Genomic DNA, 25,031 nt, shown 5'->3' on the forward strand with positions numbered 1-25,031 from the left:
GTCACCCACGGCGCAGTGCGCGAACCGTGTCCCGTCGACCGGTCAGCGGACACGCATGTCGCTCGGCGCCCAGACCGCTCGCATGCTGGTGATTCGTCCCTCGTCGTCGAACGTCATGACGTCGATGGGCTCCACTTCGTAGGTCTGTTCACCCGCCGTCGTGACCACGCGGAAGTGGAAGGCGGCGGTCGCTCCGCTGATCCGGAGCGTGAGCAGCTCTGTGGTGTTCTCCGTGGCTTCGACAGCCTTGTAGAACTCGGCGATCGCTGCCTTGCCGACGCGGGGTTCGCTGCCGGCAGGATCCTCCAGGGTGGCGTCGTCGGCATACAGGGCGGCGATGTCGGCCGCCACCCCCGCGGCCACGGCGTCGAGATAGGCGTGCACGGTGGCGCGGATGCGCTGCGTACGGGCGTCGGCGTCGGAAACGGTCACGGTCGCTCCTGTGATGGTGCGGGACGAAAGGTGTCGCGCCGACGCTAGCGACCTACCGGCACACGGCATCGGCGTTCTCCCGGACAGCGGGAGATGTCGGGGTCACCGCTCGTCGAGATCACCGAATTCCTCGCCGAACAGTTCGGCGAGGGCGGAGAGCTGGTCGCAGTAGTGGTCGGCGGATCCGGCGTCCACACCGGCGCCGACGATCGTCGCGCCCGCTGCGATCGCCCGGTCGAGTCGCCTCCGCGTCGCATCGGGATCGCCGAGCGGGTCGAGCCGGGCGACCGACAGCACGATCTCGAACCCGGGCGGCGGCTGTCTCTTCGCGAGCATCGCCTTCATGTCGTCGAAGGCCAGACCGAAGGGCACCCAGCCGTCCCCGAACTCGCACGCGCGTCGTAGGGAACGCGGGGTGCGGCCACCGATCCACATCGGCACCCGCGGTTGCACGGCACAGGGATCGACGACCACATCCGAGTACTCGAAATATTCTCCACGATAGGAGGGTTCGCGCTGCGAGAGGGAAGCGCGCAGTGCCGCGAGGGCGTCGTCGGCGCGCGCGCCACGATCGGTGAACGGCGCGTCGAGCAGCGCGAACTCCTCCTCGAGCGAGCCGACGCCGAGTCCCAGCGTCAGCCGTCCCGAGCTGACCGTGTCGAGGGTGCCGTAGCGCTTGGCGATCTCCAGAGGATGGTGGTAGCCGAGGACGAGAACCTGGGTGACCAACCGGATCCGATCGGTGCGGGCCGCCAGGAAGCCGAGGGTCGCCAGCGGATCCCAATAGGTCCCACCTCGCGTCTCGGCCACCGGCACCGGTACGGCGACATGTTCGCTGCAGGTGAGGTGGTGGAATCCCGCGCGATCGGCGGCGACCGCGATCTGCGACAGTTCCTCGATACCCGCGCCCGCCTCCCATCGGGCGGAGACCCCGGGGACCCGCGTGACGATCGGACTGGTGATTCCGATGCGCACCGCCGAACTGCGGTTCGATCCGTCGGTCATACGCTCTCCTTCGTCGATCGGTCCGACAGGGAGTGTGCGCCGAGACGGGACGCGGGGCACGTCCGGTCCCGCTTGTCGATACACGACCCGATGGACGGGATATCGCCTTCCGGTGCGTCCCGGGGCAGACCTAGCGTGGCCCGCACATATCGACTGCGGAGGAGACCGACATGCCGTTGCATCCCGAGGTGGAGTCCATGCTGAAGACCCTGGAGGCGGGTTTTCCGGACGTCACGACGATTCCGCCGACGGAACTCCGGGAGATCATCCGCAGTCGTCGCGGTCCGCTCCGGAACCTCCCCGCCATGCTGGAGGTGCACGATCTCGTCGTCGACGGGCCCGGAGGCGACCTCGCGTTGCGCCTCTACCGTCCGGAGTCCCCCGAGACCGCCCTCCCGGTCGTCGTGTTCGCGCACGGAGGTGGGTTCGTCTTCTGCGATCTCGACAGTCACGACGAGTTCTGCCGGTCGATGGCGGACGGCGTCGGGGTCGTCGTCGTATCCGTCGACTACCGGCTGGCCCCGGAACATCCTGCGCCGGCCGCGCACGACGACATGTACGCCGCGCTCGGCTGGGCGGCCGCAACCATCGCGTCGTACGGAGGAGACCCGGCGCGCATAGTGCTCGCCGGCGACAGTGCCGGTGGAAACCTCGCCGCCACCGTCGCCCTCGCCGCGCGCGACAAGGGTGGACCGGCGGTGCTCGGTCAGGCGTTGTTCTATCCGGTGATCGACGACGACTTCGACACCGAGTCGTACCGGAGGTACGGGACCGGCTACTACAACTCCGCGGCGGCGATGCGGTGGTACTGGGAGCAGTACGCACCGGACGGCACCGACGATCCCCGCCTGATCCCGACCCGCGCCGAAACGCTCGCCGGACTGCCCTCGGCGGTCGTCGTCACCGCCGAACTCGATCCGCCGTGCTCGTCCGGCGACGACTACGCCGCACGCCTCGTCGCAGCCGAAGTGTCCGTGCAGCACCGCAGATTCGACGGCCTGTTCCACGGATTCCTGACCTTCCCTGCGCTCTCGCTCACAGAGCCGGCGCGGCAGGAGGTGTGGAAGATGATGCGTAGCCTGGTCGACGGGCGGATCTCCCGGTGACCGGGACGACCGGGCTCGTGTCCTGAGCAACTGCCCTAGCGTCCCGCAGACAACGACGAGAAGGAGACTGTCGATGGCCCCGACATCCGTACCGCCCGTGGTACCCGCCCAGGACACCACCGTCGACCTGCTCGTGATCGGGTCGGGTACAGGTATGGCCGCCGCGATCGCCGCGCACGAAGCGGGACTGTCGGCGCTCATCGTCGAGAAATCCGAATATGTCGGCGGTTCCACCGCCCGCTCCGGTGGTGCCTTCTGGGTGCCGGCCAATCCCGTGCTGAAGGAGTCGGGCTCGGGAGACACCGTCGAGCGTGGTCACACCTACGTTCGGTCGGTCGTCGACGGTACCGCCCCCGTCGAGCGAGGCGAAGCGTTCGTCGACTACGGGACCGAGACGGTCGAGATGCTCCGCCGCACCACTCCCATGAAGCTGTTCTGGGCCGAGGGCTACTCCGATTACCACCCCGAACTTCCGGGTGGTTCGGCGGTGGGCCGCAGCTGTGAATGCCTGCCGTTCGACCTGTCGGTGCTCGGAGAGGAACGGTCGCGGCTGCGTCCGGGACTCATGGAGGCGAGCCTGCCGATGCCCACCACGGGCGCCGACTACAAGTGGATGAACCTCATGCTGCGCGTGCCGCACAAGGGTTTCCCGCGCATCTTCAAGCGGCTGGCACAGGGCGTCGCCGGACTCGCCGTCAAGCGTGAATACGTCGCCGGCGGACAGGCCATCGCCGCGGGCCTGTTCGCGGGTGTGCTGAAGGCGGGGGTGCCGGTGTGGACCGAGACGTCGCTGGTGCGTCTGGTCACCGAGGGTGACCGGGTGACCGGTGCGGTCGTGGCCCAGAACGGGCGGGAGGTCACCGTGACCGCGCGTCGCGGTGTGGTGCTCGCCGCGGGCGGTTTCGATCACGACATGGCGATGCGGCGCAAGTACCAGTCCGAGAACCTGCTCGATCACGAGAGCCTCGGCGCGGAGACCAACACGGGCGACGCGATCAAGGCGGCCCAGGAGGTCGGCGCCGATCTCGACCTCATGGATCAGGCATGGTGGTTCCCCGCCGTTGCACCGACCCGCCCGGGTAGGCCGCCGATGGTCATGCTCGCCGAGCGTTCCCTGCCCGGTTCCTTCATCGTCGATCAGACCGGACGACGGTTCGCGAACGAGTCGTCGGACTACATGTCCTTCGGACAGCTGGTGCTCGAACGCGAACGTACCGGTGATCCGGTCGAGTCGATGTGGATCGTGTTCGACCAGAAGTACCGCAACAGCTATGTCTTCGCGGCCGGGGTGTTCCCGCGTCAGCCGCTCCCGGAAGCCTGGTACAAGGCGGGCATCGCCCACCGCGCATCCACGGCCGAAGAGCTCGCCGCATCGATGGGGGTGCCGGTGGAGACCTTCGCGGCGACCTTCGGCAAGTTCAACGACGACGCCGCAGCCGGAACGGATTCCGAGTTCGGGCGTGGACGCAGCGCCTACGACCGTTACTACGGCGACCCCACGGTCCAGCCGAATCCGAACCTGCGTCCCCTGACCCGCGGGCCGCTCTACGCGGTGAAGATGACCTTGAGCGATCTCGGTACCTGCGGTGGCCTGCGCGCCGACGAGCGGGCGCGGGTTCTCCGGGAGGACGGCAGCCCGATCACCGGTCTCTACGCGATCGGCAACACCGCAGCCAACGCGTTCGGGCACAGCTATCCCGGCGCGGGTGCCACGATCGGACAGGGCCTGGTGTTCGGGTACATCGCTGCCCGCGACGCCGCTCAGTACGGGTCGTAGCGGATGTTCTCGGCCGGGGTGCCCGTCTCGATCAGTCGCTGAGCGGTGGTGCGCACCATGGCTGCCGGCCCGCACACGAGCACCTGGTGGTCGCCGAACGCGCCGTAGGACGTGACGACCTCGTCGATACTGCCCTCGAGCAGTTCGTCGGGGTCGGGTCCGAACTCGTCGATGCGCGGCGCGATGCGGTCGAACCAGGGGTCGGGGACATCGGGGATCTCGAGGGTCTCCACGACCGGCACCACCGTCAGCCACGGCAGCGCCTCCGACAGGAGGGTGAGCATGTCGGCGGCGTACAGGTCGCACGGGTTGCGGGCGCCCGTGAACAGGAAGGTGCGGGGCGGTTCCGGCCGGCGCGCCGCGTCGAGGATCAACGACCGCAGCGGCGCGAGGCCCGTTCCGCCGGCCACCATGATGACGATGCGCCCGGTGTCGTCGATGTGGAGGTCGCCGCCGCGGCCCGCGCCGATCTGCCATACGTCGCCCGGTCGGGTGTCGGCGACGATCGTTCCGCTCACCCAGCCGCCCGGAACCGTGCGCACGTGGAACTCGAGTTTGCCGTCCAACGAGGGCGGCAGAGCGGGGGAGAGGCGACGCGGCAGCGTGGGGCGCTGTGGCACAGCGACGTCGACGTACTGGCCGGGGCGGAAATCGACGATGGCGTCGTCGCATTCGAGGCGGACGACGGCGAGGTCGTGCCGGAGACGATGATGTTCGACGACGGTTGCGGTGACTGCCGTCTCGGTCTTGCTCGGTGACGACGTGGCCGACTGCATGCGCGATCCCCCGGGTGGTGTGCTGTGGCAACGAATCGGCGTCGTCGCCGAGGTGAGCGTCCGAATCGGGCATCGTCGCCGGATGTGCCCAAGACTCTAGGCGAGAAATCACCGAAAAGGCAGGGTGGAACGTGTTTCAGTTTTAGGCTCGGAGCGGTTATCGTGACCATCGGCAGGTGATGGTCACCACAACGCGGAACGCCGACCGGTGACGTCACACAACGGACCGTCACAGCACACCGGAAGGACGACCATGCCCGAGGAGTACGCCGACCTCTACCGTCCCGCATTCACGCCCGATCTCCTCATCACCGCGCTCGATCGCAGCGCCGACCGCCCCGCCCTGCACCTCGGTGACGTCGTCCTCACCGGAGCGGAGATGCGCGCCGCCATCAGCCGGTTCCAGCAGGCGCTCGCATCCGTGGAGGTCGGGCAGGGATCGGCCGTGGCGATGCTGTCCAAGAACCGGCCCGAGGTGCTCATCTCGATGGGTGCCACGATGGTCGCCGGCTGCCGCAACACCGCGCTGAACCCCATGGGGTCGCTCTCCGACCACCTGTACATCTCGACCGATGCGGGGATCGAGACCCTGATCTTCGATCCCGGCCACTTCGAGGAGCGCGCCGCCGAGCTGCGCGAGCAGGTGCCGACCCTGAAGAACTTGTTCTCTCTCGGCCCGTCCTCGGTCGGAACCGACATTCTCGCCCTGTCGGAGCAGTTCACCGAGCAGCGGCTCGTCTCCGCGCCCGTCGACATCGAGGACACCTCGTCCATCGTCTACACCGGCGGCACCACCGGGAAGCCGAAGGGTGTGATGGGCTCGTTCCGTTCGGGCGCGGCCCTCAACCAGATCCAGATGTCCGAGTGGCAGTGGCCCGAGCAGCCTCGCTTCCTCGTGTGCACCCCACTCTCGCACGCCGGTGCGGCGTTCTTCGTCCCCACGCTCCTGCGCGGTGGATGCCTCTACGTGCTGCCCCACTTCGACCCCGCGCTCGTGCTCGAAACGATCGAGAAGCACCGCATCAACGCGACCATGCTCGTGCCGACGATGATCTACATGCTGCTCGACCATCCGGATGTCGACAGCCGCGACCTGTCGAGCCTCGAGACCTTGTTCTACGGCGCCTCGGCCATGTCGCCGTCCCGCCTGCGCGAGGGGATCGAGCGGCTCGGTCCTGTCTTCTTCCAGTTCTACGGCCAGTCCGAATGCGGCATGACGATCTCGGTGCTGCGCAAGGAAGAGCACCTGGCCGACGATCCGGGGCGCCTCGCGTCGTGCGGCCGGCCCGTGCCGTGGCTCGACGTCCGTCTGCTCGACGACGACCTGAACGAGGTGCCGCAGGGCGAACTCGGCGAGATCTGCGTGCGCGGTCCGCTGGTGATGAAGGGCTATCTGAACAAGCCGGAAGAGACCGCCGACGCGCTGCGAGGCGGATGGCTGCACACCGGCGACGTCGCGCGCGCCGACAAGAACGGCTTCATGACGATCGTCGATCGCAAGAAGGACATGATCGTCACCGGCGGTTTCAACGTCTTCCCCCGCGAGATCGAGGACGTCATCTCGTCGCACCCGGCGGTCGCGTCCGTGGCCGTCGTCGGTGTGCCCGATGCCAAGTGGGGCGAGGCCGTCAAAGCATGCGTCGTGTTGCGCGAGGGGCAGTCGGTACCGGCCGAGGAGCTGGTCGAGAAGGTGCGTGCCGCAAAGGGTTCGGTGCACGCGCCCAAGTCGGTCGATTTCCTCGACTCGCTGCCGCTGACACCGCTGGGCAAGCTCGACAAGAAGACGCTGCGGGCGTCCTACCGCTGACCGTCTCCACTGCGCTGTGCAATCCGGTTTCCTGCAACAGGTCTCGGCGGCCGTCCGCGGTCGCCGAGAGTTGCTGCCCCACTTGTTCTCTGTCTCACCACTGGTGTGCGACGTCCAGCACCACCCGTGAACCGCTGCCGGGGCCGTCGAGGGTGAACACCCGGAACGGCAGCCGGGCGCGCACCCCGACTCCGAGGGTGGTCCGTCCTTCGAAACTGTTGGCCCATGCCACCTGCCGCAGGGTGCGGTAGCCGGCGACATCGACCACTTCGCGCCGGTCGGCCGGCACGTAGTAGGCGGGAGCGAGGATCACCACCTGGAGATAGGCGCCTCCGCGCAGCGGCACCTCGAATCCGGAACCGTCCTCGTAGACGGTGGGGACGTAGCCGACGCGGTAGCCCGCGGCCGGCCCGGCGAGGTCGACGACGATCCGGTCGAAACACTCGTGCCGTCCCGATCGCACGGCGGTGAACGGTGAGGTGACCATCGTCGGGTTCGATGTGCCGAGCGAACCCCAGGTGATGCCGCAATAGGGCGTTGCGGCGGACGCGGTCGGGCCGATCAGTCCGATCCCCGCGATGGCGACGACCATCGCGAGCCACACGTGAATCCTGCTCATGTCCGTTCCTCTGTGTGTGGCTGATGATGGGGCATCGCACAAAGTATGATCCGCGTTACATCACGCTTCTCTGTTCCGCTGCCGCAGGCGCTCGTCGTGGGCGTATCTTCCCGTGCACCGGACACCGTGCGCGCTGTCGAGGACGGACGTGCGGGGGCCTTCCTGCCTCCGCGCAAACCGTATGAGCACTGATCGTCGCGGGCGGTCTTTCACTGCCGGGGGCGTGCTGACATACTCCCTCGCATGGTGAACGGGGACGCCCAGCGGGTCGAGGTGCGGTTGGCGGTCGAGTATCCGGGTTCCGGGGCGACGAACACGCTCGGAGACGGTTCGATACGACCGGTCGATCCCATTCCGCCGATCTGCCCGCGGCACGGCGAACCCGAGACCGGTCGTATCCGGGTGACGGTCGCGGCCGATGCGTCGGAGCCCCGCGGGGGGTCGAGCCGGATCGGCTCGGCACTCGAAGCCGCCTACGCCGTGCAGGTCGCCGCGGTCGATTGGCCCGTGTGTGCCCGGTGCGTCGCCGTCCGTACGCGCTGGCAGATCGCCGCCGCCGCGACATGCACGGTTCTCGGTGTCATCTTCCTCGCACTGGTGTTCGCGCTCGTGCAGGGCGCCCCGAAGATCTACGGCCTGGCGCTGCTCAGCGTCTTCGGCCTGTCGTTCCTGCCGATCTACGTCGCTCTGCGGGTGCTCGAACCGAAACGGGCGACCCTGGGAATGTCGGTGGCGGAGGACGGTTCGGAACTCGTCGTGTCGCAGGCGCATCCGGAATTCGCGCGGGCGGTCGCGGCGCAGCGGATGTAGCCGCCGAGTCCGGTGTCCCCGGTGCGGAACATCCTCGCAGCACGGAATCTGCACACGCGGATCAGAGCGGGTCGAAGCTGATGTTCTGACGCGGGGTGCCCGCCGCCGACAGCGCGTACAGCGTGGTCCGGATCATCGACGGCGACCCGGCGATCTGGATCTGACGATCGGCCCACGTACCGAACTGCCCGGCGACCCTACCGAGCTTCCCGTACACCGGCCGGTTGAGGCCGGTGGGGGGTTCCTTCACGGGAGCCGGGTGCCACCAAGGGTTTTCCTTCTCCTCGAGCACGGGCACGATGGTCAGCCACGGGTTGGTCATGGCGATCTGCCACAGGGTCTCGAGGTCGTACAGGTCGCACGGGTACTTGCCGCCGTAGAACAGATGGACGCGCGGGTTGTCGCCGCGCATCGCCATCTCCATGATCTGCGCGCGCATGGGTGCGAGACCGGTGCCGGAGGCGATCATCAGCACGTCCTGGCCGCTCTCACGGTCGACGTGCAGGCCGCCGAGCGGCGGGCCGATCGTCCACCGGTCGCCCACGGCGGTCTCGCCGACGAGCGCGGGGCTCACCCATCCGGTGGAGACCCGTCGCACATGGAATTCGATCTGCCCGTGCGGGTTCGGTGGAATGGCCGCGGACAGGTACCGCCACATGTGCGGACGCTGCGGGATCTGCACGCTCATGTACTGCCCGGCGTGATAGGGAATGGGGCCGTCGGTCTCGAGGCGGATGATCGCCAGGTCGGGGAGTACGCGTTCGTGGCCGACGACGGTGGCGCCCCACGAGGCGGGCAGGTCGTCGGTGGCGGCGGCGGTCGCCATGGTCTCGACGAGCCGGTCGATCACCTCGGCCCACGTCCGTTCGAGCGCCGCGGTCCACAGGATCAGGGGGGTGCATTCGCGGATGGCGACGAGCAGGGCGCTGCCGGCGACGCGGTAGTGCACGGGTTCGACGCCGTACTTACGGTGGTCGCGGGCGAGCTGTGCCAGGAAATTGTCGACGGTGTCGGGTTCGTGGAGACGTCCGACGACCCAGCCGACCGCGGTCGAGAACCGGCGGCGCATGCTCTCCATCCCGGCGGGGAACAGCTCGCGGATGCCGGTGGATTCGGCCCACATGGCCGTGTAGAACGCCGTCGCGAAGCGTTCGGCCCCGGTGGGAGTGGCGATGATCGATGCGAAGCTGAGCTGAACCCGGGCGATGGCGAAAGCCTCCACGCCATCCTCCCTGTATCCGTGCTGCGCGAACGCCGCCACTGTAGTCGTTCGGAGGCCACCGGGCCACTGACCACCAGGTCGTCACAACCTGCGAACGGGGTGTGACGAGCGTCACGGAACTCAGGAAAGTTGAGTGGAACAAACTCAACTTATGATCGGTTGGACAGTTCGACACCGCCGAGACCTGTCCACGAGAGGGGATCGGCTGCAGAATCGACATGGGGCACTCGCGGCGCGTGGGTGCACCGAGAAAGAAAGGGGCGCGCAGTGGATTCGTTCAATCCGACGACCAAGACCCAGGCCGCACTCACCGCTGCACTTCAGTCGGCGTCCGCTGCGGGCAACCCGGAGATCCGTCCGGCCCACCTGCTCGTGGCGCTGCTCGACCAGACCGACGGCATCGCCGGCCCGCTGCTCGAAGCAGTGGGCGTCGACCCCGCCGCGGTCCGCAGGGAAGCCGAGGACCTCGTCCGCCGTCTTCCGCAGACCAGCGGAGCCACCACCACACCACAACTCGGCCGTGAAGCGATCGCGGCCATGACGACGGCGCAGAAACTCGCCACCGAACTCACCGACGAATTCGTCTCCACCGAGCACGTGCTCGTCGGCCTCGCGAGCGGCGACTCGGACGTCGCGAAACTCCTCGCCGGGCACGGCGCGACGCCGACCGCCCTTCGCGACGCGTTCACCACCGTCCGGGGCAACCGCCGCGTGACCAGCGCCGATCCCGAGACCAGCTACCAGGCGCTCGAAAAGTACTCCACCGATCTGACCGCGCGGGCGCGCGAAGGCAAGCTCGATCCGGTCATCGGCCGCGACAACGAGATCCGTCGCGTCGTGCAGGTGCTGTCGCGGCGTACCAAGAACAACCCGGTTCTCATCGGTGAACCGGGCGTCGGCAAGACGGCGATCGTCGAAGGCCTTGCGCAGCGCGTGGTCGCCGGCGACGTCCCCGAGTCGCTGCGTGGCAAGACCGTCATCTCCCTCGATCTCGGCTCGATGGTCGCGGGCGCGAAGTACCGCGGCGAGTTCGAGGAACGACTCAAGGCCGTGCTCGACGAGATCAAGGAATCCGCCGGGCAGATCATCACGTTCATCGACGAGCTGCACACCATCGTCGGTGCCGGCGCGACCGGCGAGTCGGCGATGGACGCCGGCAACATGATCAAGCCGATGCTCGCTCGCGGTGAGCTGCGGCTCGTCGGTGCCACGACTCTCGACGAGTACCGCAAGTACATCGAGAAGGACGCTGCCCTCGAACGTCGCTTCCAGCAGGTCCTCGTCGGGGAGCCGAGCGTCGAGGACACCGTCGGCATCCTGCGCGGACTCAAGGAGCGCTACGAGGTGCACCACGGGGTGCGGATCACCGACTCCGCGCTCGTCGCCGCGGCCACCCTGTCCGACCGCTACATCACGTCGCGGTTCCTGCCCGACAAGGCCATCGACCTCGTCGACGAGGCGGCGTCGCGTCTGCGCATGGAGATCGACTCGCGTCCCGAGGAGATCGACACCGTCGAACGCATCGTCCGGCGTCTCGAGATCGAGGAGATGGCGCTGGAGAAGGAGACCGACGAGGCATCGAAGGACCGCCTCGACAAGCTCCGTTCCGAACTCGCCGACGAACGCGAGAAGCTCAGCCAGCTCACCACGCGCTGGCAGAACGAGAAGACCGCGATCGACTCCGTCCGGGAGATCAAGGAACAACTCGAAACTCTGCGCGGTGAGGAGGAACGCGCCGAACGCGACGGTGATCTCGGCAAGGTCGCCGAACTCCGCTACGGCCGCATCCCCGAACTGCAGAAGAGGCTCGATGCTGCCGCCGAGGCGACCGGTGCGTCGGCCGACGGCGACGTGATGCTCAAGGAGGAAGTCGGGCCCGACGACGTCGCCGATGTCGTCGCCGCATGGACGGGCATCCCCGCCGGTCGCATGCTCGAAGGTGAGACGGCGAAGCTGCTACGGATGGAAGACGAGCTGCGTCGGCGGGTCGTCGGCCAGGACGTCGCCGTGCAGGCAGTTTCCGACGCGGTGCGCCGTGCGCGTGCCGGTGTCGCCGACCCGAACCGCCCGACCGGCTCGTTCCTGTTCCTCGGCCCGACCGGTGTGGGCAAGACGGAGCTGGCCAAGGCCCTCGCGGACTTCCTGTTCGACGACGAACGCGCCATGGTGCGCATCGACATGTCCGAGTACAGCGAGAAGCACTCGGTGGCCCGGCTCGTCGGTGCCCCTCCGGGCTACGTCGGTTACGAGTCCGGCGGGCAGCTCACCGAAGCCGTGCGGCGCCGCCCGTACACGGTGGTGCTGTTCGACGAGGTCGAGAAGGCACATCCCGACGTCTTCGACACGCTGCTGCAGGTGCTCGACGACGGTCGCCTCACCGACGGTCAGGGCCGCACGGTCGACTTCCGCAACACCATCCTGATCCTCACGTCGAACCTCGGCGCGGGTGGCGATCGGGAGCACATCATGGCAGCGGTGCGGGCGGCGTTCAAGCCGGAGTTCATCAACCGGCTCGACGACGTCGTGATCTTCGACCCGCTCTCGGAGGAGCAGCTCGAGAAGATCGTCGACATCCAGCTCGATCAGTTCGCCGCACGCATGTCGGCACGACGACTGACGCTGGACGTCTCGAGCACCGCGCGGTTCTGGCTGGCGGTGCGCGGTTACGACCCGCAGTACGGTGCGCGTCCGCTGCGCCGCCTCATCCAGCAGTCGGTCGGCGACCAGCTCGCCAAGAAGCTGCTGGCCGGTGAGATCAAGGACGGCGACACCGTTCACGTGGGCGTGGGCGAGGACGGCGATCACCTCGTGATCAGCGCCTGACGGCATCCGTGCGCGGTCCCGGCAGCTCCGGTTGCCGGGCCCGCGCACGGCCTACTCTGGAAGACGTTATGACGAATCCCCAGGATCCGCGCACCCCACAAGAACGGGCCTACGCACTCGACGAGTCGTCGAACGGGACGGACGACGCCGCGACCCGAGTGCTGCACACCGACGATCCGGCCGAGGCGTACGGGCGGCCGGTGACCAACCCGACGGTGGCGTACACCCGCTACGAGCAGTGGGGCGCACCGGGGAGCGAATACCGGCCCACGCAGGCCTACCCCTCGGCGCAGCCTCATCCGTCGCAACAGCCTTCTCCGTCCCTGCAGGGTTACCCGCCTCCGCACGGTCATCAGCCCACCCAGGTGTTCCCCGCCCAGGACCGGCCGCCCACGGGTCCGGTACCCGGCGCGGATCCCGGGAAGCCGCCGCGCGGGCCGCGCCGGGGACTGCTCGCGCTCGCCGCGGTGGTCCTCGTCGCACTCGGTGGCACCATCGGCTTCCTGCTCAGCCGGCCCGACGACTCCACCTCGCGGGTCGCGTCGGATCGCGCCCCGGCGACCGTCGCACCCCCGCCCACGACGACCCTTCCGCCGCCGGCCGAACCGACCACACCGGGACTGCCCCTGGACCGGCTCCCGGGCGGACTCGGCGAGGTCATGGGTGATGCGGGTGCGGTCGTGGGCACGATCACCGCGAACGACGGCGGCAGCATCACGCTCGGCGTCATCGGCGGTTCGACCGTCACCGTCGTCCTCACACCCGACACCGAGATCATCACCCTGACCGGCAGCACGGCCCGGAGTCTCGAGGTCGGAGCGACCGCCGTGGCGACCGGCAGCGCCGTCGAACAGGGGCGGATGACCGCCGAGACCGTCGTCAGCGCGTCCCTCCCATCCTTCGGTGGTTCGGGCCGCTGACCCGCTAGGCTGACTCGACGATGACTGTCATGTGGTTCTCTCTGGCCGCGGTCGCACTGCTGGGTGCGGTCGCGCTGCTCTACGTCGACCGGACACGGCGGGAGCAGTCGGGTCGCATCCGGGAGATCTGGGCCAAGGCGCAGGGCTACAAGTACACCTCCGCCGAGGACCACCTGCCGTCCACCTGGCACCGCGCGGCGCTCGCCAAGCAGGAGTATCTGGGCGCGATCGACATCGTCCGCGGGGTTCGCCGCGGCGAGGAATTCATCCTGTTCGACATCGAGGAGACCGCGACGATCGTCGCGGTCCGGCGCAAGGTCGGCTCCGACGTCGACATCGACCTCCGGCTGAAGTCGACGCCGCCGCCGAAGGACCCGGACATGAACCTGCTCGGCTCCATCGGGCCGCGCATCGTCTTCGCCACCGACCTCGAGATCGCGCGCCGCGTGTGCGATCAGCGGATGGTCGCGTTCACCGAATCCATCCCCGACCACGTGCAGATGCTGTGGAGCGAAGGCGAATGGACCCTCGGATCGATCCCTGTCGGCAGCACCGGCCGCGAGTGGGACTCGGCCATCGAGACGGTGGCCCGGCTCTCCGGCATCCTCCACGTGCTGCCACCTCTCGTCGAACCCGACGAACTCGATCGCGGCACGCAGGATCCGGGACGTCCGTCCGCGCATCGTTGACAGGTGGTCGAAAGGGGCCGGCGTCACTAGTGTGACGGCCATGACTTCCGCCCGACCTGTTGCGCTCGTGACCGGACCTACTTCGGGAATCGGTGCGGGTTTCGCCCGCACCCTCGCCGGTCGCGGTTACGACCTCGTACTCGTCGCCCGTACCCGTCCCGCTCTCGACGAACTCGCCACCGAACTGAAGCACAAGTTCGGGGCGTCGTCGGAGATCATCGTCGCCGATCTGGCGACCGCCGAGGGCCGCGACCAGGTCGTCGCGCGGCTCGGCCGTGGCGTCGACATGCTCGTCAACAACGCCGGCTTCGGTACGACCGGTGAGTTCTGGACCGCCGATCCGGCCCTGCTGCAGGCGCAGCTCGACGTCAACGTCACCTCGGTCGTCGCGTTCACCCGCGCCGCGCTGCCGTCGATGATCGAGGCGGGCAAGGGCGACATCGTCAACGTCGCCAGTGTGGCGGGTCTGCTCCCCGGCCGTGGCTCGACCTACTCGGGCAGCAAGGCCTACGTCGTGTCGTTCACCGAAGGGCTGGCCGGTGGACTCGCCGGCACGGGCGTGCGCGTGCAGGCGCTGTGTCCCGGCTTCGTGCGCACCGAGTTCCACCAGCGCGCCGGGATCGACATGTCGTCCACCCCGAAGCCGATGTGGCTCGACGTCGATCAGGTGGTGCGTACCTCGCTCGCCGACCTCGACAAGGGCAAGGTCCGCAGCATCCCGGGGCTGCAGTACAAGGTGCTCGCGACGGCCGGACGACTGGTGCCGCAGAACCTCGTGCGGAAGCTGACCAACACCGTCGGCAACGGCCGCGGCCGCACCTGATCGGCTCGGACGAACTGACGGCGAGCGTTCCCAGATCACAGTACGGATACACAGCGCCGGACACGCCGGGTGCGGTATTCGGCGCGATTCGTGCGCTGGGTACATTTCTGCGCGTGACGTCTGTGGCTGTGGTGCTCTGTGTTGCTGTCGTGGTTGCGGTGGTGCTGTGGTTGCGCGCAGGCGTGCGCCGTCTACGGACGTTGCAGCAACGCCACCGGGAGAGCCTTCGTCTGCTCCTCCACGAACTCGACGACCGCTACGATCTGGTGCCCGCGCTCATCGCGGCGTCGGCCGGAGCCGGCGTCGAACGCGAACGTATCCGGCCGATCGTCGGCGCCCGCTCGCTGGCCATCGGCGTGCGAGACCGGCGTCTGGGCCTGACCGAACGCGCCGGCGCCGAGAACGCACTGTCCGCGACGCTGCACGAACTCATCAGCGGACTCGAGGGTGTCAACCACTGGCCGTTCATCCGGGTCGCCCGGGAACTGCAGACCCGCGAGCAGCGCATCGCCGGCGCCGTCCGCGTGCACAACGACCTCGGCAGTGCGCTCGACACCGCGATCGGCCGCTTCCCCACCTCGCTGTTCGCGAAGCTCGCGGCCGTCGGCCCTGTCGCGCTGTTCGAGGCGCCCGCGCCCGTCCCCGTACCGGGCCGCACCACCGAGACCTCCGCGGCGACCGGGACCGAGGCCCGGCAGCCCGAGCCGGTATCCGACACCGTCGCTGCCTGACCGGCAGGTCGCAGCGACTAGGCTCGTTCCCCGACACGAGCGCGACCGCACCGGCGTCGCGCGCACGAACGACGGGTGAGAACGCAATGAGTGACCGCGACGAACTGGCAGCACTGGTACGCGAGCTGGCGGTGGTGCACGGCCGCGTGACCCTGTCGTCCGGGAAGGAAGCCGACTACTACGTCGACCTGCGCCGCGCGACCCTTCATCACAAGGCCGGACCGCTCATCGGCACGCTCCTGCGCGAGCTCGTCTCCGACTGGGATTTCGACGCCGTCGGCGGCCTCACCATGGGTGCCGACCCGGTCGCCCTCGCCGTCATGCACGCCGCCGGCCGCCCCATCGACGCCTTCGTCGTCCGCAAGGCCGCCAAGGCCCACGGCATGCAGCGCCAGATCGAGGGACCGGACGTGACCGGCAAGCGGGTGCTCGTCGTCGAGGACACCACCACCACCGGCAATTCGCCGCTCACCGCCGTCAAGGCGCTGCGTGAGGCCGGCGCGATCGTCGTGGGTGTCGCGACCGTCGTCGACCGCGCGACCGGCGCCGATGCGGTCATCGCCGCGGAGGGCGTCGAGTACCGCTCCCTGCTCGGCCTGGCCGACCTGGGTCTGGACGACGAGTAGCCGCGTGGGGGCGCGGGTCCGGCAGACCGTCACGCGTCTCGCGGACGGCCGGGAACTGATCTACTTCGACGACACCGAGCCGTTCGTCTCCGGTGCCGCGACCCGCGACCTCCACGACGGCCGCGACCTGCCGCCGGTCGCGGCGACCTCCGAGATGCGCCGCGACCCGCTGACGGGGGAGTGGGTGACCTTCGCGGCGCATCGCATGGACCGCACCTTCCTGCCGTCGGCCGTCGACTGCCCGCTGTGCCCGAGCAGGGCGGGGGTGCGCAGCGAGATTCCGGCCGGCAACTACGACGTCGTGGTGTTCGAGAACCGTTTCCCCTCGCTCGGGGCACCGCCGGCCGGTGAGGATCTCGTCGACGGCGACGGGCTGTGGCCGCGGCGACCGGCGACCGGCCGCTGCGAGGTCGTCGCGTTCACCCCCGACCACGACGCCCGGTTCGCGGACCTCACCCTGCCCCGGTCGCGCACCGTCATCGATGCGCTCGCCGCTCGCACCGCCGCGCTCTCGCGCCTGCCGGACGTGCAGCAGGTCTTCTGCTTCGAGAACCGCGGTGTGGAAATCGGTGTGACACTGCAACATCCGCACGGTCAGATCTACGCCTACCCGTTCGTCCCGCCGCGCTCGCAGACTCTGCTGGACCGTGCCCGCGAGCATCGCCGGCGGACCGGCAGGTCGCTGCAGAGCGACATCCTCGACGCCGAACGCCGGGCAGGGACCCGACTCGTGTGGTCCGGCGACACGTGGTCGGCCTACGTCCCCGCCGCGGCCCGCTGGCCCGTCGAGGTGCATCTCGTCCCGCACCGCGACGTCCCGGACCTCGCGGCCCTGGGCGAGCCCGAACGCGACGAACTCGCCCGGGCCTACCGCGACCTCCTCGGCCGCGTCGACCGGTTCTTCCCCGGCGTCGACCGCACCCCCTACATCGCCGCCTGGCATCAGGCACCGATCGGTGCGGGTCGCGAGGAGGTGCGGCTGTTCTGCCAGATCTTCTCGTTGCGACGGGCCCCGGACAAGCTGAAATATCTCGCGGGATCCGAATCGGCGATGGGGGCGTGGATCAGCGACACCACCCCCGAACGGATCGCCACCCGGCTACGTGAGGTGGCGACATGACACTCGCAGAGACCGTCCGCGCGGCGTTCACGGCGGAGTTCGGCACCGAACCCGAGGGCTGCTGGTGTGCCCCCGGGCGCGTCAACCTCATCGGCGAGCACGTCGACTACGCCGGTGGTCTGTGCCTGCCGATGGCTCTCCCACAGGTCACCACCGTGGCGATGCGTCGCCGCTCCGATCATCTGCTGCGCGTGCGCAGCGCCGGATTCGACCCCGTCGACCTCGATCTGCGCGACCGGCACGTCGACGGCTGGGCCGCCTACGTCGCCGGAGTGATCTGGACGCTCGATCCGCCGGGATTCACCGGCGCCGACATCGCGGTCGCCTCGGACGTGCCCGTCGGAGCGGGACTCTCGTCGTCCGCCGCGCTCGGGACGTCGATCGCGGTGGCACTCGCCGACCTGTGCGGGCTGCCCCTCGACGAGGACGGCCGTGATCGGCTCGCCACGGCGTGCGTGCGCGCGGAGAACGACTACGCCGGTGCACCCACCGGCGGACTCGACCAGCGGATCGCGTTGCACGCACGCCCCGGACACGCGCTGCTGCTCGACTTCGCCGACGGCAGCAGCGAACACATCCCGTTCGACGCGGAGGCGCAGGGACTGACCGTGCTGGTCGTCGACACCGGAACCGGGCACCGGCTCGCCGACGGGCAGTACGGACAGCGCCGCCGTGAGGTCGAGGACGCCACCCGGCTCCTCGGCGTCGGCACCCTGCGGAACGCCGCATCCGCAGACCCGCTCGACGATCGCGTCCTCCGTCGCCGCGCCCGGCACGTGATCGACGAGATCGCCCGGGTCCGTGAGGCCGCGGAATTGTTGCGGGCAGGGCGGATCCGGGATCTCGGCCCGCTGCTCGACGCGTCGCACCGCTCGCTGCGCGACGACTTCGAGGTCAGCTGCCCCGAACTCGACACCGCCGTCGGCGCGGCGGTCGCAGCGGGTGCTCTGGGTGCCCGGATGGTCGGGGGCGGTTTCGGCGGGTCGGCGATCGCGCTGTGCGAGAACGATCACGTCGACCCGGTGCGGCAGGCGGTCGCCGACGCCGCCGCACGTCGCGACTTCGCGGCACCGACCTTCCTGCGTGCCACGGCGTCCGGCGGTGCGCGCCGCTGCTGATCATCTCCGGGTACTGTGCGCGCATGGGTCGGTTCGATCGAAAGAAGTGGGGCGTCGAGCACGCGGTGTTCGCCGCGGCGTCGGTTGCCACCGTCATCGGTGGGGTGTCCGGGAACGAGAAACTGCAGAAGATCGCCAAACCGCTCATCGCACCCGCGCTCGCGGTGCGGGTGCTGCGCCGATCCCGCGACACCGACCGCGCCGACACCGCCCTGCTGGTCGCGGGTCTCACCGCGGCCACCCTCGGCGACATCGCCATGATCCGATCCGACGAGGACCGTAGGATCCTGAGCGGTGCAGCCTGTTTCGGTGCCATGCAGACGGCCTACTCGACGATCCTCGCCCGGCACGGTGCGCGCGTGTCGAAGCCGGTCGCGGTGCAGCGCGCCGGTGCGCTGGCCGGTGCGGCCGGTCTGCTCGCCGTCCGCAACCGATCCGTGGCCGCGCCGCTGACCGGATACGGTGCGCTGCTCGCCACCACCGCCACCCTCGCGGGCGATCCCGCCCTCGCCCCCGGTGCGCGAGTGCGCGCGGGGCTGCCCGTGCCGGGCTCGGATCGGCGGAGCCGGCTCGGTCTCGGCGGGCTGATCTTCACGCTCTCCGACGGCTCGATCATCGTTCGTCGCACCCTGCTGAAGGACGAGAAGGCCCGCGCGGCGGCGGAAGGATTCGTCCTGGCCACCTACGCAGCGGCCCAGCTGCTGCTCGTCGAGGGGCTGCTCGCACTCACACGCCGGGAGCTTCAGGGATAGAGCACGATCCGGTCGCGGTCGAGCGGATCCACCCAGATGCTCACGACCTCGCCGGGTGCGTAGCGGTGCAGGTTACGGCGGTCGACCTCGTAGACGACGGTGCCGCGATAGGACTCCGAACCCGGCACCGTGAGTTCGAGATCGAGCCGGGTCAACTGACCGGTCGCGGTGAGATCCAGCGGCGTTGCCGAACGGATGATCGCCCACCCTTCGTAACCCTCGCGTTCGATCCTGCGCAGAGCCTTCGGACTCCGACCCGCGAGCGCCAAGGACAGGCCGAGCACGGTGCCGTACAGACAGACGAGGAAGACCACCTGGAAGCCCTCGGTGCCCGGTTCGGAGATCGGCAGGAACAGGTTCAGCCACAACGCGAGAACGACGACATATCCCGCGGTGACGAATGCGACAGTAGCGACGATACGACGATTCACAGCTCCTCCGATCCCAGCCTATCCCCGCTCGGTCCTGTCGGCTCCCGCCCGCGATTAGGGTGATGCCATGTCCGCTCCCACCGTGGTCGTCACCGGAGCCGCCGCCGGAATCGGCCGCTCCACCGCCCTGCTCTTCGCCCGCCACGGCCACCGCGTCGGTGCTTTCGACGTCGATACCGCGGGGCTCGCGAGCCTCGCCGACGAAGCTGCCTCGATCCCCTCGGGGCAGGTGGTCACCGGTGTCCTGGACGTCACCGACACCTCCGCGTGGACCCGCGCACTCGAAGAGTTCTGCACCGACGGCCGGCTCGACATCCTCGTCAACAATGCGGGCCTGCTGTCGTCCGGCCCGTTCGAGGACACCCCGGCGAGCCGTCACCGGCAGATCGTCGACGTCAACGTCACCGGTGTCGTCCTCGGCTGCCACGCCGCCTTCCCGTATCTCCGCGACACCCCCGGCGCGCAGATCGTGAACATGTGCTCGGCGTCGGCGCTCTACGGACAACCCGACCTCGCCACCTACAGCGCCACCAAGTTCGCGGTGCGGGGCCTGACCGAAGCCCTCGAACTCGAGTGGGCGCGCCACGACATCAAGGTGCAGGCACTGTGGCCGCTGTTCGTCGACACCAACATGGTCGACGGGATGGACATCGGCTCGCGACGCTCCCTGGGCGTGAACCTCGGGGCCGACGACGTCGCCCGCGCGGTGTTCGACGCGACCCGCCCCACCCGGCGCTCCGCACGGGTGCATCGGCCCGTCGGCCGACAGGCCACCGTGCTGGCAATGCTCGCCCAGGTGTCGCCCGGATGGGCGAACCGGCTGGTCAACCGGCGCCTGACCGGGCGCTGAGGCTGGTCGATAGAGTGACACCCGCACGTCGTCGGGAAGGGTGTTGCGTGAGAATTCGGATGTGGCCGGTCGCAGTCGTCACGGGTGCGGCACTGTTCGTCGCAGGATGCGGAGGCTCCGCGGACGGGCCGGAGGCCGACTCCGGAGCGACGTCGACGACGACCTCGGCGGCTGCCTCGACGACCTCGTCCACGATGGTCGCTCCGAGCACCACCGAGGAGACGACCCCGTCGACGACCGAACCGGCTCCCGAGCCGGAGACCTCCCCGGAGGAACCGGCTCCGCTCGCGCAGGTCGAGTACCAGCGCAACGAGTCGTACTACTTCAGCAGCCCCGACGGCACCTTCGAATGCGGCATCGTCCGGCTGCCCACCCGCACCGAGGCGGGCTGCGAAGGCCCCACCGATCCGATCCCGCCGCGCCCGGAGGACTGCATGGTCAACTGGGGACTCGGCATCCGCGTGCAGGACTCCGGCGAAGGGGAGTTCGTGTGCTCCGGTGGGCCGGTCTACCTCTCGCCCGACGGTGCGAGCCCCACCTTGCCTCCGGGATCGTCGCTCTCGCAGCTCGGCTACACGTGTGCCGCCACCGCAGCCGACGTGACCTGCACCAACGACGCCACCGGTCACGGTTTCCGCGTCGCAGCGGGTTCGAACGAAACGTTCTGACGGTGACCGACACGCATTCCGGGCCGGCCGTCGAGGACGTGGCGGGACCCACCGAATGGGGTGAGCACCCGCACGGCGTCGGACCGTGGATCGAGGAGTTCGGCACCGAGCCGCCCACCGACCCGCGATACGACCCCGAGCTGCTCGCCCACGGCGACCGGCGCAACGTCGTCGACGCCTACCGCTACTGGACCCGTGAGGCGATCGTGGCGGATATCGACGGTCGTCGCCACCCGCTGCACGTCGCCATCGAGAACTTCGCCCACGACGCGAACATCGGCACGGTCGTCCGCACCGCCAACGCATTCGCCGTGGGCACCGTGCACATCGTCGGACGACGCCGATGGAACCGGCGCGGAGCGATGGTCACCGACCGCTACCAGCATCTGCTCCACCACTCCGATGTCGACGCCCTCGTCGCGTGGGCGGCCGAGCAGAACCTCGAGATCGTGGCCGTGGACAACACTCCGGGTTCGGTGCGGCTGGAGACCGCGACCCTGCCGCGCCGCTGCCTGCTGCTGTTCGGCCAGGAAGGCCCCGGTGTCACCGAGCAGGCCCGCGACGTGGCGTCGATGACCGTCTCGATCGCCCAGTTCGGCTCCACACGGTCGATCAACGCGGGTGTCGCCGCGGGCATCGCGATGCACGCGTGGATCCGGCAGCACGCCGATTTCTCGGACGCCTGGTAACACCCGGCCCGCATTCCGGGATGAAAGTCGCGCGGACCGTCGTCGGGACGGCCGCAGGTCGGGCAGTGTGGAGGGTGATGAACACCGCAGCAGCAGTCTGGTCGGAACGGGCCGATGCCGCCGAGGGAGCGATCGTGTCGCGGCATGTCCGTCGGCTCTGGGCGTTGCCCGGCACCGCTCTCGGCGTGGTCGGATGGCCGGCCGTTCGTCGCGAGCGACTGTTCTTGTCCTGGCACTACTGGTGGCAGGCGCACCTGATCGATACCGCCGTCGACGCTGCCGAGCGCGACGCCACCCCGCGCCGGCGTCGCCGCGTCGTGCGGCTCGCGCGCACCCACCGCTTCCGCAACATCACCGGCTGGACCAACAACTACTACGACGACATGGCGTGGCTCGGCCTGTCGCTCGAACGTGCCGAACGGCACCTCTACGTCGACCATCGCGGCGCGATCGCGACCCTCGTCGACGAGCTCGTCGACGCCTGGCAACCGGAGTGCGGCGGCATCCCGTGGCGTCGGCGTGACAACTTCTTCAATGCCCCCGCGAACGGTCCGGCGGCGCTGCTGCTCGCCCGCACCGGCAGGGTCTACCGCGCGGAGGAGATGGCCGACTGGATCCACGACGTCCTGCTCGACCCCGAGACCGGTCTGGTCCTGGACGGCATCCGCGACGGCGTGCACGAACGCGCGATCTACAGCTACTGCCAGGGCGTGACGCTCGGCCTCGAGACCGAGCTGGCCCTGCAACTCGACGATCCCTGCCATCGGCGGAGGGTCCACGCGCTCGTCGCCGCGGTCGACGACCACCTCACCGAACGCAGCGTCGTCACCGGCGGGGGAGGCGGTGACGGGGGATTGTTCAACGGGATCCTGGCCCGCTACCTGGCGATGGTCGCCACCACGCTGCCTGTCGTCGACGGCGACGACGTCCGTGCCCGCACTGTCGCGGCACGGATCGTGCTGGCGTCGGCGGAGGCTGCCTGGGAGAACCGGCTGCAGGTCGAGGAACTGCCGGTCTTCGGACGTGACTGGTCGCAGCAGGCGCGGCTGCCCGGCCTCGGCACCTCGGTGGCGCGGTTCGCGGGCGGCACCGTCCGGGAGTCGGCCGTACCCGAGCGCGACATGTCCGTGCAGCTCGGTGGGTGGATGCTCATGGAAGCCGCCTACGCCGTCGCGGCGTCCCGGTCCCGATAGGGAAGAAGGTGGATTCCGGCCCGTTCGTTCGACGGGCGGGAATCCACCTTCCGAGGTGTGCGGACCGTTCCTACCCGGACCGTTCCTGGTCGGACTCGTCCTACTTGGACTCGAGCCGGTTGATCGGCATGGTCGCGTCGTCGACCTCGGCGACCGGCGCCCGGCCGTTCTTGGCCCGACGCGAGCTGAGCATGCGCTTGCCGACCTCGGTGATGATCGGGATGACCGAGACGAACACGATGCCCAGGAAGATGATGTCGATGTTGTCGGCGATGAAGCTGATCTGTCCCAGCAGGTAGCCGAGCAGCGTCACGCCGGCGCCCCACACGATGCCGCCGATGACGTTGTAGGTGATGAACACGCGGTAGGGCATCTTCGCGGCGCCCGCGACGAGCGGGGCATAGGTACGCACGATCGGCACGAAACGTGCCAGGAAGATCATCGCGGGTCCGTGGCGCAGGAAGAAGCGGTGCGCCTCGTCGATGTAGTCCTGCTTGAAGAGCTTCGCATCCGGCTTGAACAGCCTGGTTCCGCCCTTCGCGCCGATGAGATAGCCGACCTGGTCGCCGAGGACCGCCGCGATCGGGATCGTCACCATGAGCACCCACAGCGGGGCGAACGGTTCGACCTCCGCCGACTTGGCCGCTGCGATCAGGCCCGCGGTGAACAGCAGCGAGTCGCCGGGCAGCAGCGGGAACAGCAGGCCGGATTCGATGAACACCACGAGCAGCAGCCCGATGAGCATCCAGGTCCCGAACGAATTGAGCAGATTGACAGGATCCAGAAACCCCGGTAGCAGGGCCAGATTGGTCACGGACTCCGAGGCTTCGAGCACAGTCACGCGGTCCAGGGTACCGGCGGCGTCCACCTCTCCCCGAATCCCGACACCCCCCGGGACGGCCCGAGTATCGAGCGGGCGTCTCACTTGACATACTGCAAGGACAACCCGGGCACCCACCCTATCCCGGTGGGATGCCCATCGACTCTCATCTGGAGGACAGCCGCTGTGCCTATCGCGACTCCCGAGGTCTACGCCGAGATGCTGGCCCGCGCCAAGGAGCACTCCTTCGCGTTCCCGGCGATCAACTGCACCTCGTCCGAAACGATCAACGCCGCCATCAAGGGCTTCGCGGACGCCGGCAGCGACGGCATCATCCAGTTCTCGACCGGTGGCGCCGAGTTCGGCTCGGGCCTGGGTGTGAAGGACATGGTCACCGGTGCCGTCGCGCTTGCCGAGTTCGCGCACGTCGTCGCCGAGAAGTACGACGTGACCATCGCCCTCCATACCGACCACTGTCCGAAGGACAAGCTCGACGGCTTCGTCCGCCCGCTCATGGCGATCTCCCAGGAGCGCGTGAACAACGGACAGAACCCGCTGTTCCAGTCGCACATGTGGGACGGCTCGGCCGTTCCGATCGACGAGAACCTCGAGATCGCCCAGGAGCTCCTCGCTGCCGCCAAGGCCGCGAAGATCATCCTCGAGATCGAGATCGGTGTCGTCGGCGGTGAAGAGGACGGCGTCGAGAACGCCATCAACGACAAGCTCTACACCACGGTCGAGGACTTCGAGAAGACCGTCGACGCGCTCGGCGCCGGCGACAAGGGCCAGTACCTGCTCGCCGCGACCTTCGGCAACGTCCACGGCGTCTACAAGCCGGGCAACGTCAAGCTCAAGCCGTCCGTCCTCGCCGAGGGCCAGGCCGTCGCGTCGAAGAAGCTGGGTCTGCCGGCGGGCTCGAAGCCGTTCGACCTCGTCTTCCACGGCGGCTCGGGCTCACTGAAGTCGGAGATCGACGAGGCGCTGAGTTACGGCGTCGTGAAGATGAACGTCGACACCGACACGCAGTACGCGTTCACCCGCCCGATCGCGGCACACATGTTCAGCAACTACGACGGTGTGCTCAAGATCGACGGCGAGGTCGGCAACAAGAAGACCTACGACCCGCGCAGCTACCTGAAGAAGGCCGAGGCGTCCATGACGCAGCGTGTCATCGAAGCCTGCAACGACCTCAAGTCGGCGGGACGCTCGGTCTCGGCCAAGTAG

At 68.9% G+C, this 25,031-nt stretch carries 25 protein-coding genes; 18 read left to right on the top strand and 7 right to left on the bottom strand.

The window, feature by feature from the left end; translation table 11 throughout:
- Nucleotides 1-42 precede the first annotated feature (42 nt).
- Nucleotides 43-432 carry a nuclear transport factor 2 family protein gene (locus tag PV766_RS05665; protein ID WP_016935722.1) on the bottom strand — a complete coding sequence of 130 codons (390 nt, stop codon included), beginning with the start codon at nt 430-432 and terminating at the stop codon, nt 43-45.
- A 102-nt stretch (nt 433-534) separates the two neighbouring features.
- Nucleotides 535-1,407 (bottom strand): LLM class F420-dependent oxidoreductase, encoded by an 873-nt coding sequence (locus tag PV766_RS05670; RefSeq protein ID WP_255162948.1) that lies wholly within the window; start codon nt 1,405-1,407, stop codon nt 535-537.
- 200 nt (nt 1,408-1,607) lie between these two features.
- Between PV766_RS05670 and PV766_RS05675 the strand changes: the two genes are divergently transcribed.
- Nucleotides 1,608-2,543 carry an alpha/beta hydrolase gene (locus tag PV766_RS05675; protein WP_421096614.1) on the top strand — a complete coding sequence of 312 codons (936 nt, stop codon included), beginning with the start codon at nt 1,608-1,610 and terminating at the stop codon, nt 2,541-2,543.
- A 73-nt stretch (nt 2,544-2,616) separates the two neighbouring features.
- Complete coding sequence (locus PV766_RS05680; RefSeq protein ID WP_064062743.1) at nt 2,617-4,320, top strand: 3-ketosteroid-delta-1-dehydrogenase; 1,704 nt, start codon at nt 2,617-2,619, stop codon at nt 4,318-4,320.
- Here the strand turns inward: PV766_RS05680 and PV766_RS05685 are convergent.
- Nucleotides 4,305-5,096 (bottom strand): FAD-binding oxidoreductase, encoded by a 792-nt coding sequence (locus tag PV766_RS05685; RefSeq protein ID WP_421096615.1) that lies wholly within the window; start codon nt 5,094-5,096, stop codon nt 4,305-4,307. The two genes, PV766_RS05680 and PV766_RS05685, sit on opposite strands and share 16 nt — an antisense overlap.
- A gap of 253 nt (nt 5,097-5,349) precedes the next feature.
- On the opposite strand from PV766_RS05685, the gene PV766_RS05690 reads away from it, so the two are divergent.
- A complete protein-coding gene (locus PV766_RS05690; RefSeq protein WP_421096616.1) occupies nt 5,350-6,903 on the top strand; it encodes an AMP-binding protein in 1,554 nt (517 codons plus the stop codon).
- Nucleotides 6,904-6,997: 94 nt separating this feature from the next.
- On the opposite strand, the gene PV766_RS05695 is transcribed toward PV766_RS05690, so the two are convergent.
- Nucleotides 6,998-7,522 carry an AMIN-like domain-containing (lipo)protein gene (locus tag PV766_RS05695; protein WP_421096617.1) on the bottom strand — a complete coding sequence of 175 codons (525 nt, stop codon included), beginning with the start codon at nt 7,520-7,522 and terminating at the stop codon, nt 6,998-7,000.
- Nucleotides 7,523-7,765: 243 nt separating this feature from the next.
- Here PV766_RS05695 and PV766_RS05700 point away from each other — a divergent pair, with 243 nt between their 5' ends.
- Nucleotides 7,766-8,332: a hypothetical protein gene (locus tag PV766_RS05700; protein ID WP_421096618.1), complete on the top strand. Its 567-nt coding sequence runs from the start codon at nt 7,766-7,768 to the stop codon at nt 8,330-8,332.
- A 61-nt stretch (nt 8,333-8,393) separates the two neighbouring features.
- Here the strand turns inward: PV766_RS05700 and PV766_RS05705 are convergent, their stop codons facing one another.
- The gene (locus PV766_RS05705) at nt 8,394-9,554 is read right to left on the bottom strand and encodes an FAD-binding oxidoreductase (protein ID WP_016933128.1); all 1,161 of its coding nucleotides are present in this window, start codon (nt 9,552-9,554) and stop codon (nt 8,394-8,396) included.
- Between the two features lie 267 nt (nt 9,555-9,821).
- On the opposite strand from PV766_RS05705, the gene clpB reads away from it, so the two are divergent.
- The 9 genes from clpB (at nt 9,822) to PV766_RS05750 (ending at nt 19,156) form a co-directional block, all read left to right on the top strand.
- Nucleotides 9,822-12,377 (top strand): ATP-dependent chaperone ClpB, encoded by a 2,556-nt coding sequence (clpB, locus tag PV766_RS05710; protein WP_421096619.1) that lies wholly within the window; start codon nt 9,822-9,824, stop codon nt 12,375-12,377.
- Nucleotides 12,378-12,445: 68 nt separating this feature from the next.
- A complete protein-coding gene (locus PV766_RS05715; protein ID WP_421096620.1) occupies nt 12,446-13,297 on the top strand; it encodes a hypothetical protein in 852 nt (283 codons plus the stop codon).
- Between the two features lie 29 nt (nt 13,298-13,326).
- Nucleotides 13,327-13,986 carry a hypothetical protein gene (locus PV766_RS05720; RefSeq protein ID WP_026003530.1) on the top strand — a complete coding sequence of 220 codons (660 nt, stop codon included), beginning with the start codon at nt 13,327-13,329 and terminating at the stop codon, nt 13,984-13,986.
- 40 nt (nt 13,987-14,026) lie between these two features.
- A complete protein-coding gene (locus tag PV766_RS05725) occupies nt 14,027-14,809 on the top strand; it encodes an SDR family NAD(P)-dependent oxidoreductase (protein WP_064062795.1) in 783 nt (260 codons plus the stop codon).
- 158 nt (nt 14,810-14,967) lie between these two features.
- Entirely contained in the window at nt 14,968-15,540 is a 573-nt protein-coding gene (locus PV766_RS05730) for a LemA family protein (RefSeq protein ID WP_421096662.1), read from the top strand.
- A gap of 86 nt (nt 15,541-15,626) precedes the next feature.
- Entirely contained in the window at nt 15,627-16,166 is a 540-nt protein-coding gene (gene pyrE, locus PV766_RS05735) for an orotate phosphoribosyltransferase (RefSeq protein ID WP_016935249.1), read from the top strand.
- Between the two features lie 4 nt (nt 16,167-16,170).
- Nucleotides 16,171-17,286 carry a galactose-1-phosphate uridylyltransferase gene (gene galT / locus PV766_RS05740; protein WP_421096621.1) on the top strand — a complete coding sequence of 372 codons (1,116 nt, stop codon included), beginning with the start codon at nt 16,171-16,173 and terminating at the stop codon, nt 17,284-17,286.
- Nucleotides 17,283-18,404, top strand: a complete 1,122-nt coding sequence (galK, locus tag PV766_RS05745) for a galactokinase (RefSeq protein WP_421096622.1) — start codon at nt 17,283-17,285, stop codon at nt 18,402-18,404. The genes galT and galK overlap by 4 nt, the downstream gene beginning before the upstream one ends.
- Nucleotides 18,405-18,427: 23 nt before the next feature.
- Nucleotides 18,428-19,156, top strand: coding sequence for a lysoplasmalogenase family protein (locus PV766_RS05750; protein WP_421096623.1), 729 nt, complete (start codon nt 18,428-18,430; stop codon nt 19,154-19,156).
- Here the strand turns inward: PV766_RS05750 and PV766_RS05755 are convergent.
- Nucleotides 19,147-19,587 carry a hypothetical protein gene (locus PV766_RS05755; protein ID WP_064062732.1) on the bottom strand — a complete coding sequence of 147 codons (441 nt, stop codon included), beginning with the start codon at nt 19,585-19,587 and terminating at the stop codon, nt 19,147-19,149. The two genes, PV766_RS05750 and PV766_RS05755, sit on opposite strands and share 10 nt — an antisense overlap.
- 67 nt (nt 19,588-19,654) lie before the next feature.
- On the opposite strand from PV766_RS05755, the gene PV766_RS05760 reads away from it, so the two are divergent.
- From PV766_RS05760 to PV766_RS05775, 4 genes are all read left to right on the top strand, one after another.
- The gene (locus PV766_RS05760; protein WP_255161614.1) at nt 19,655-20,437 is read left to right on the top strand and encodes an SDR family oxidoreductase; all 783 of its coding nucleotides are present in this window, start codon (nt 19,655-19,657) and stop codon (nt 20,435-20,437) included.
- A gap of 59 nt (nt 20,438-20,496) precedes the next feature.
- Nucleotides 20,497-21,105, top strand: coding sequence for a hypothetical protein (locus PV766_RS05765; RefSeq protein WP_421096663.1), 609 nt, complete (start codon nt 20,497-20,499; stop codon nt 21,103-21,105).
- Between the two features lie 2 nt (nt 21,106-21,107).
- Complete coding sequence (locus tag PV766_RS05770) at nt 21,108-21,794, top strand: TrmH family RNA methyltransferase (RefSeq protein ID WP_016932319.1); 687 nt, start codon at nt 21,108-21,110, stop codon at nt 21,792-21,794.
- A gap of 77 nt (nt 21,795-21,871) precedes the next feature.
- The gene (locus tag PV766_RS05775; RefSeq protein ID WP_421096624.1) at nt 21,872-22,987 is read left to right on the top strand and encodes a glycoside hydrolase family 76 protein; all 1,116 of its coding nucleotides are present in this window, start codon (nt 21,872-21,874) and stop codon (nt 22,985-22,987) included.
- Between the two features lie 100 nt (nt 22,988-23,087).
- On the opposite strand, the gene PV766_RS05780 is transcribed toward PV766_RS05775, so the two are convergent.
- Nucleotides 23,088-23,855 (bottom strand): VTT domain-containing protein, encoded by a 768-nt coding sequence (locus PV766_RS05780; protein WP_016932317.1) that lies wholly within the window; start codon nt 23,853-23,855, stop codon nt 23,088-23,090.
- A gap of 138 nt (nt 23,856-23,993) precedes the next feature.
- Between PV766_RS05780 and fbaA the strand changes: the two genes are divergently transcribed.
- Nucleotides 23,994-25,031, top strand: a complete 1,038-nt coding sequence (fbaA, locus tag PV766_RS05785; RefSeq protein ID WP_064062729.1) for a class II fructose-bisphosphate aldolase — start codon at nt 23,994-23,996, stop codon at nt 25,029-25,031.

Origin of the sequence: Rhodococcus sp. As11, assembly GCF_048957735.1 — a bacterium.
GTDB classification, from domain to species: Bacteria; Actinomycetota; Actinomycetes; order Mycobacteriales; family Mycobacteriaceae; genus Rhodococcus; species Rhodococcus gordoniae.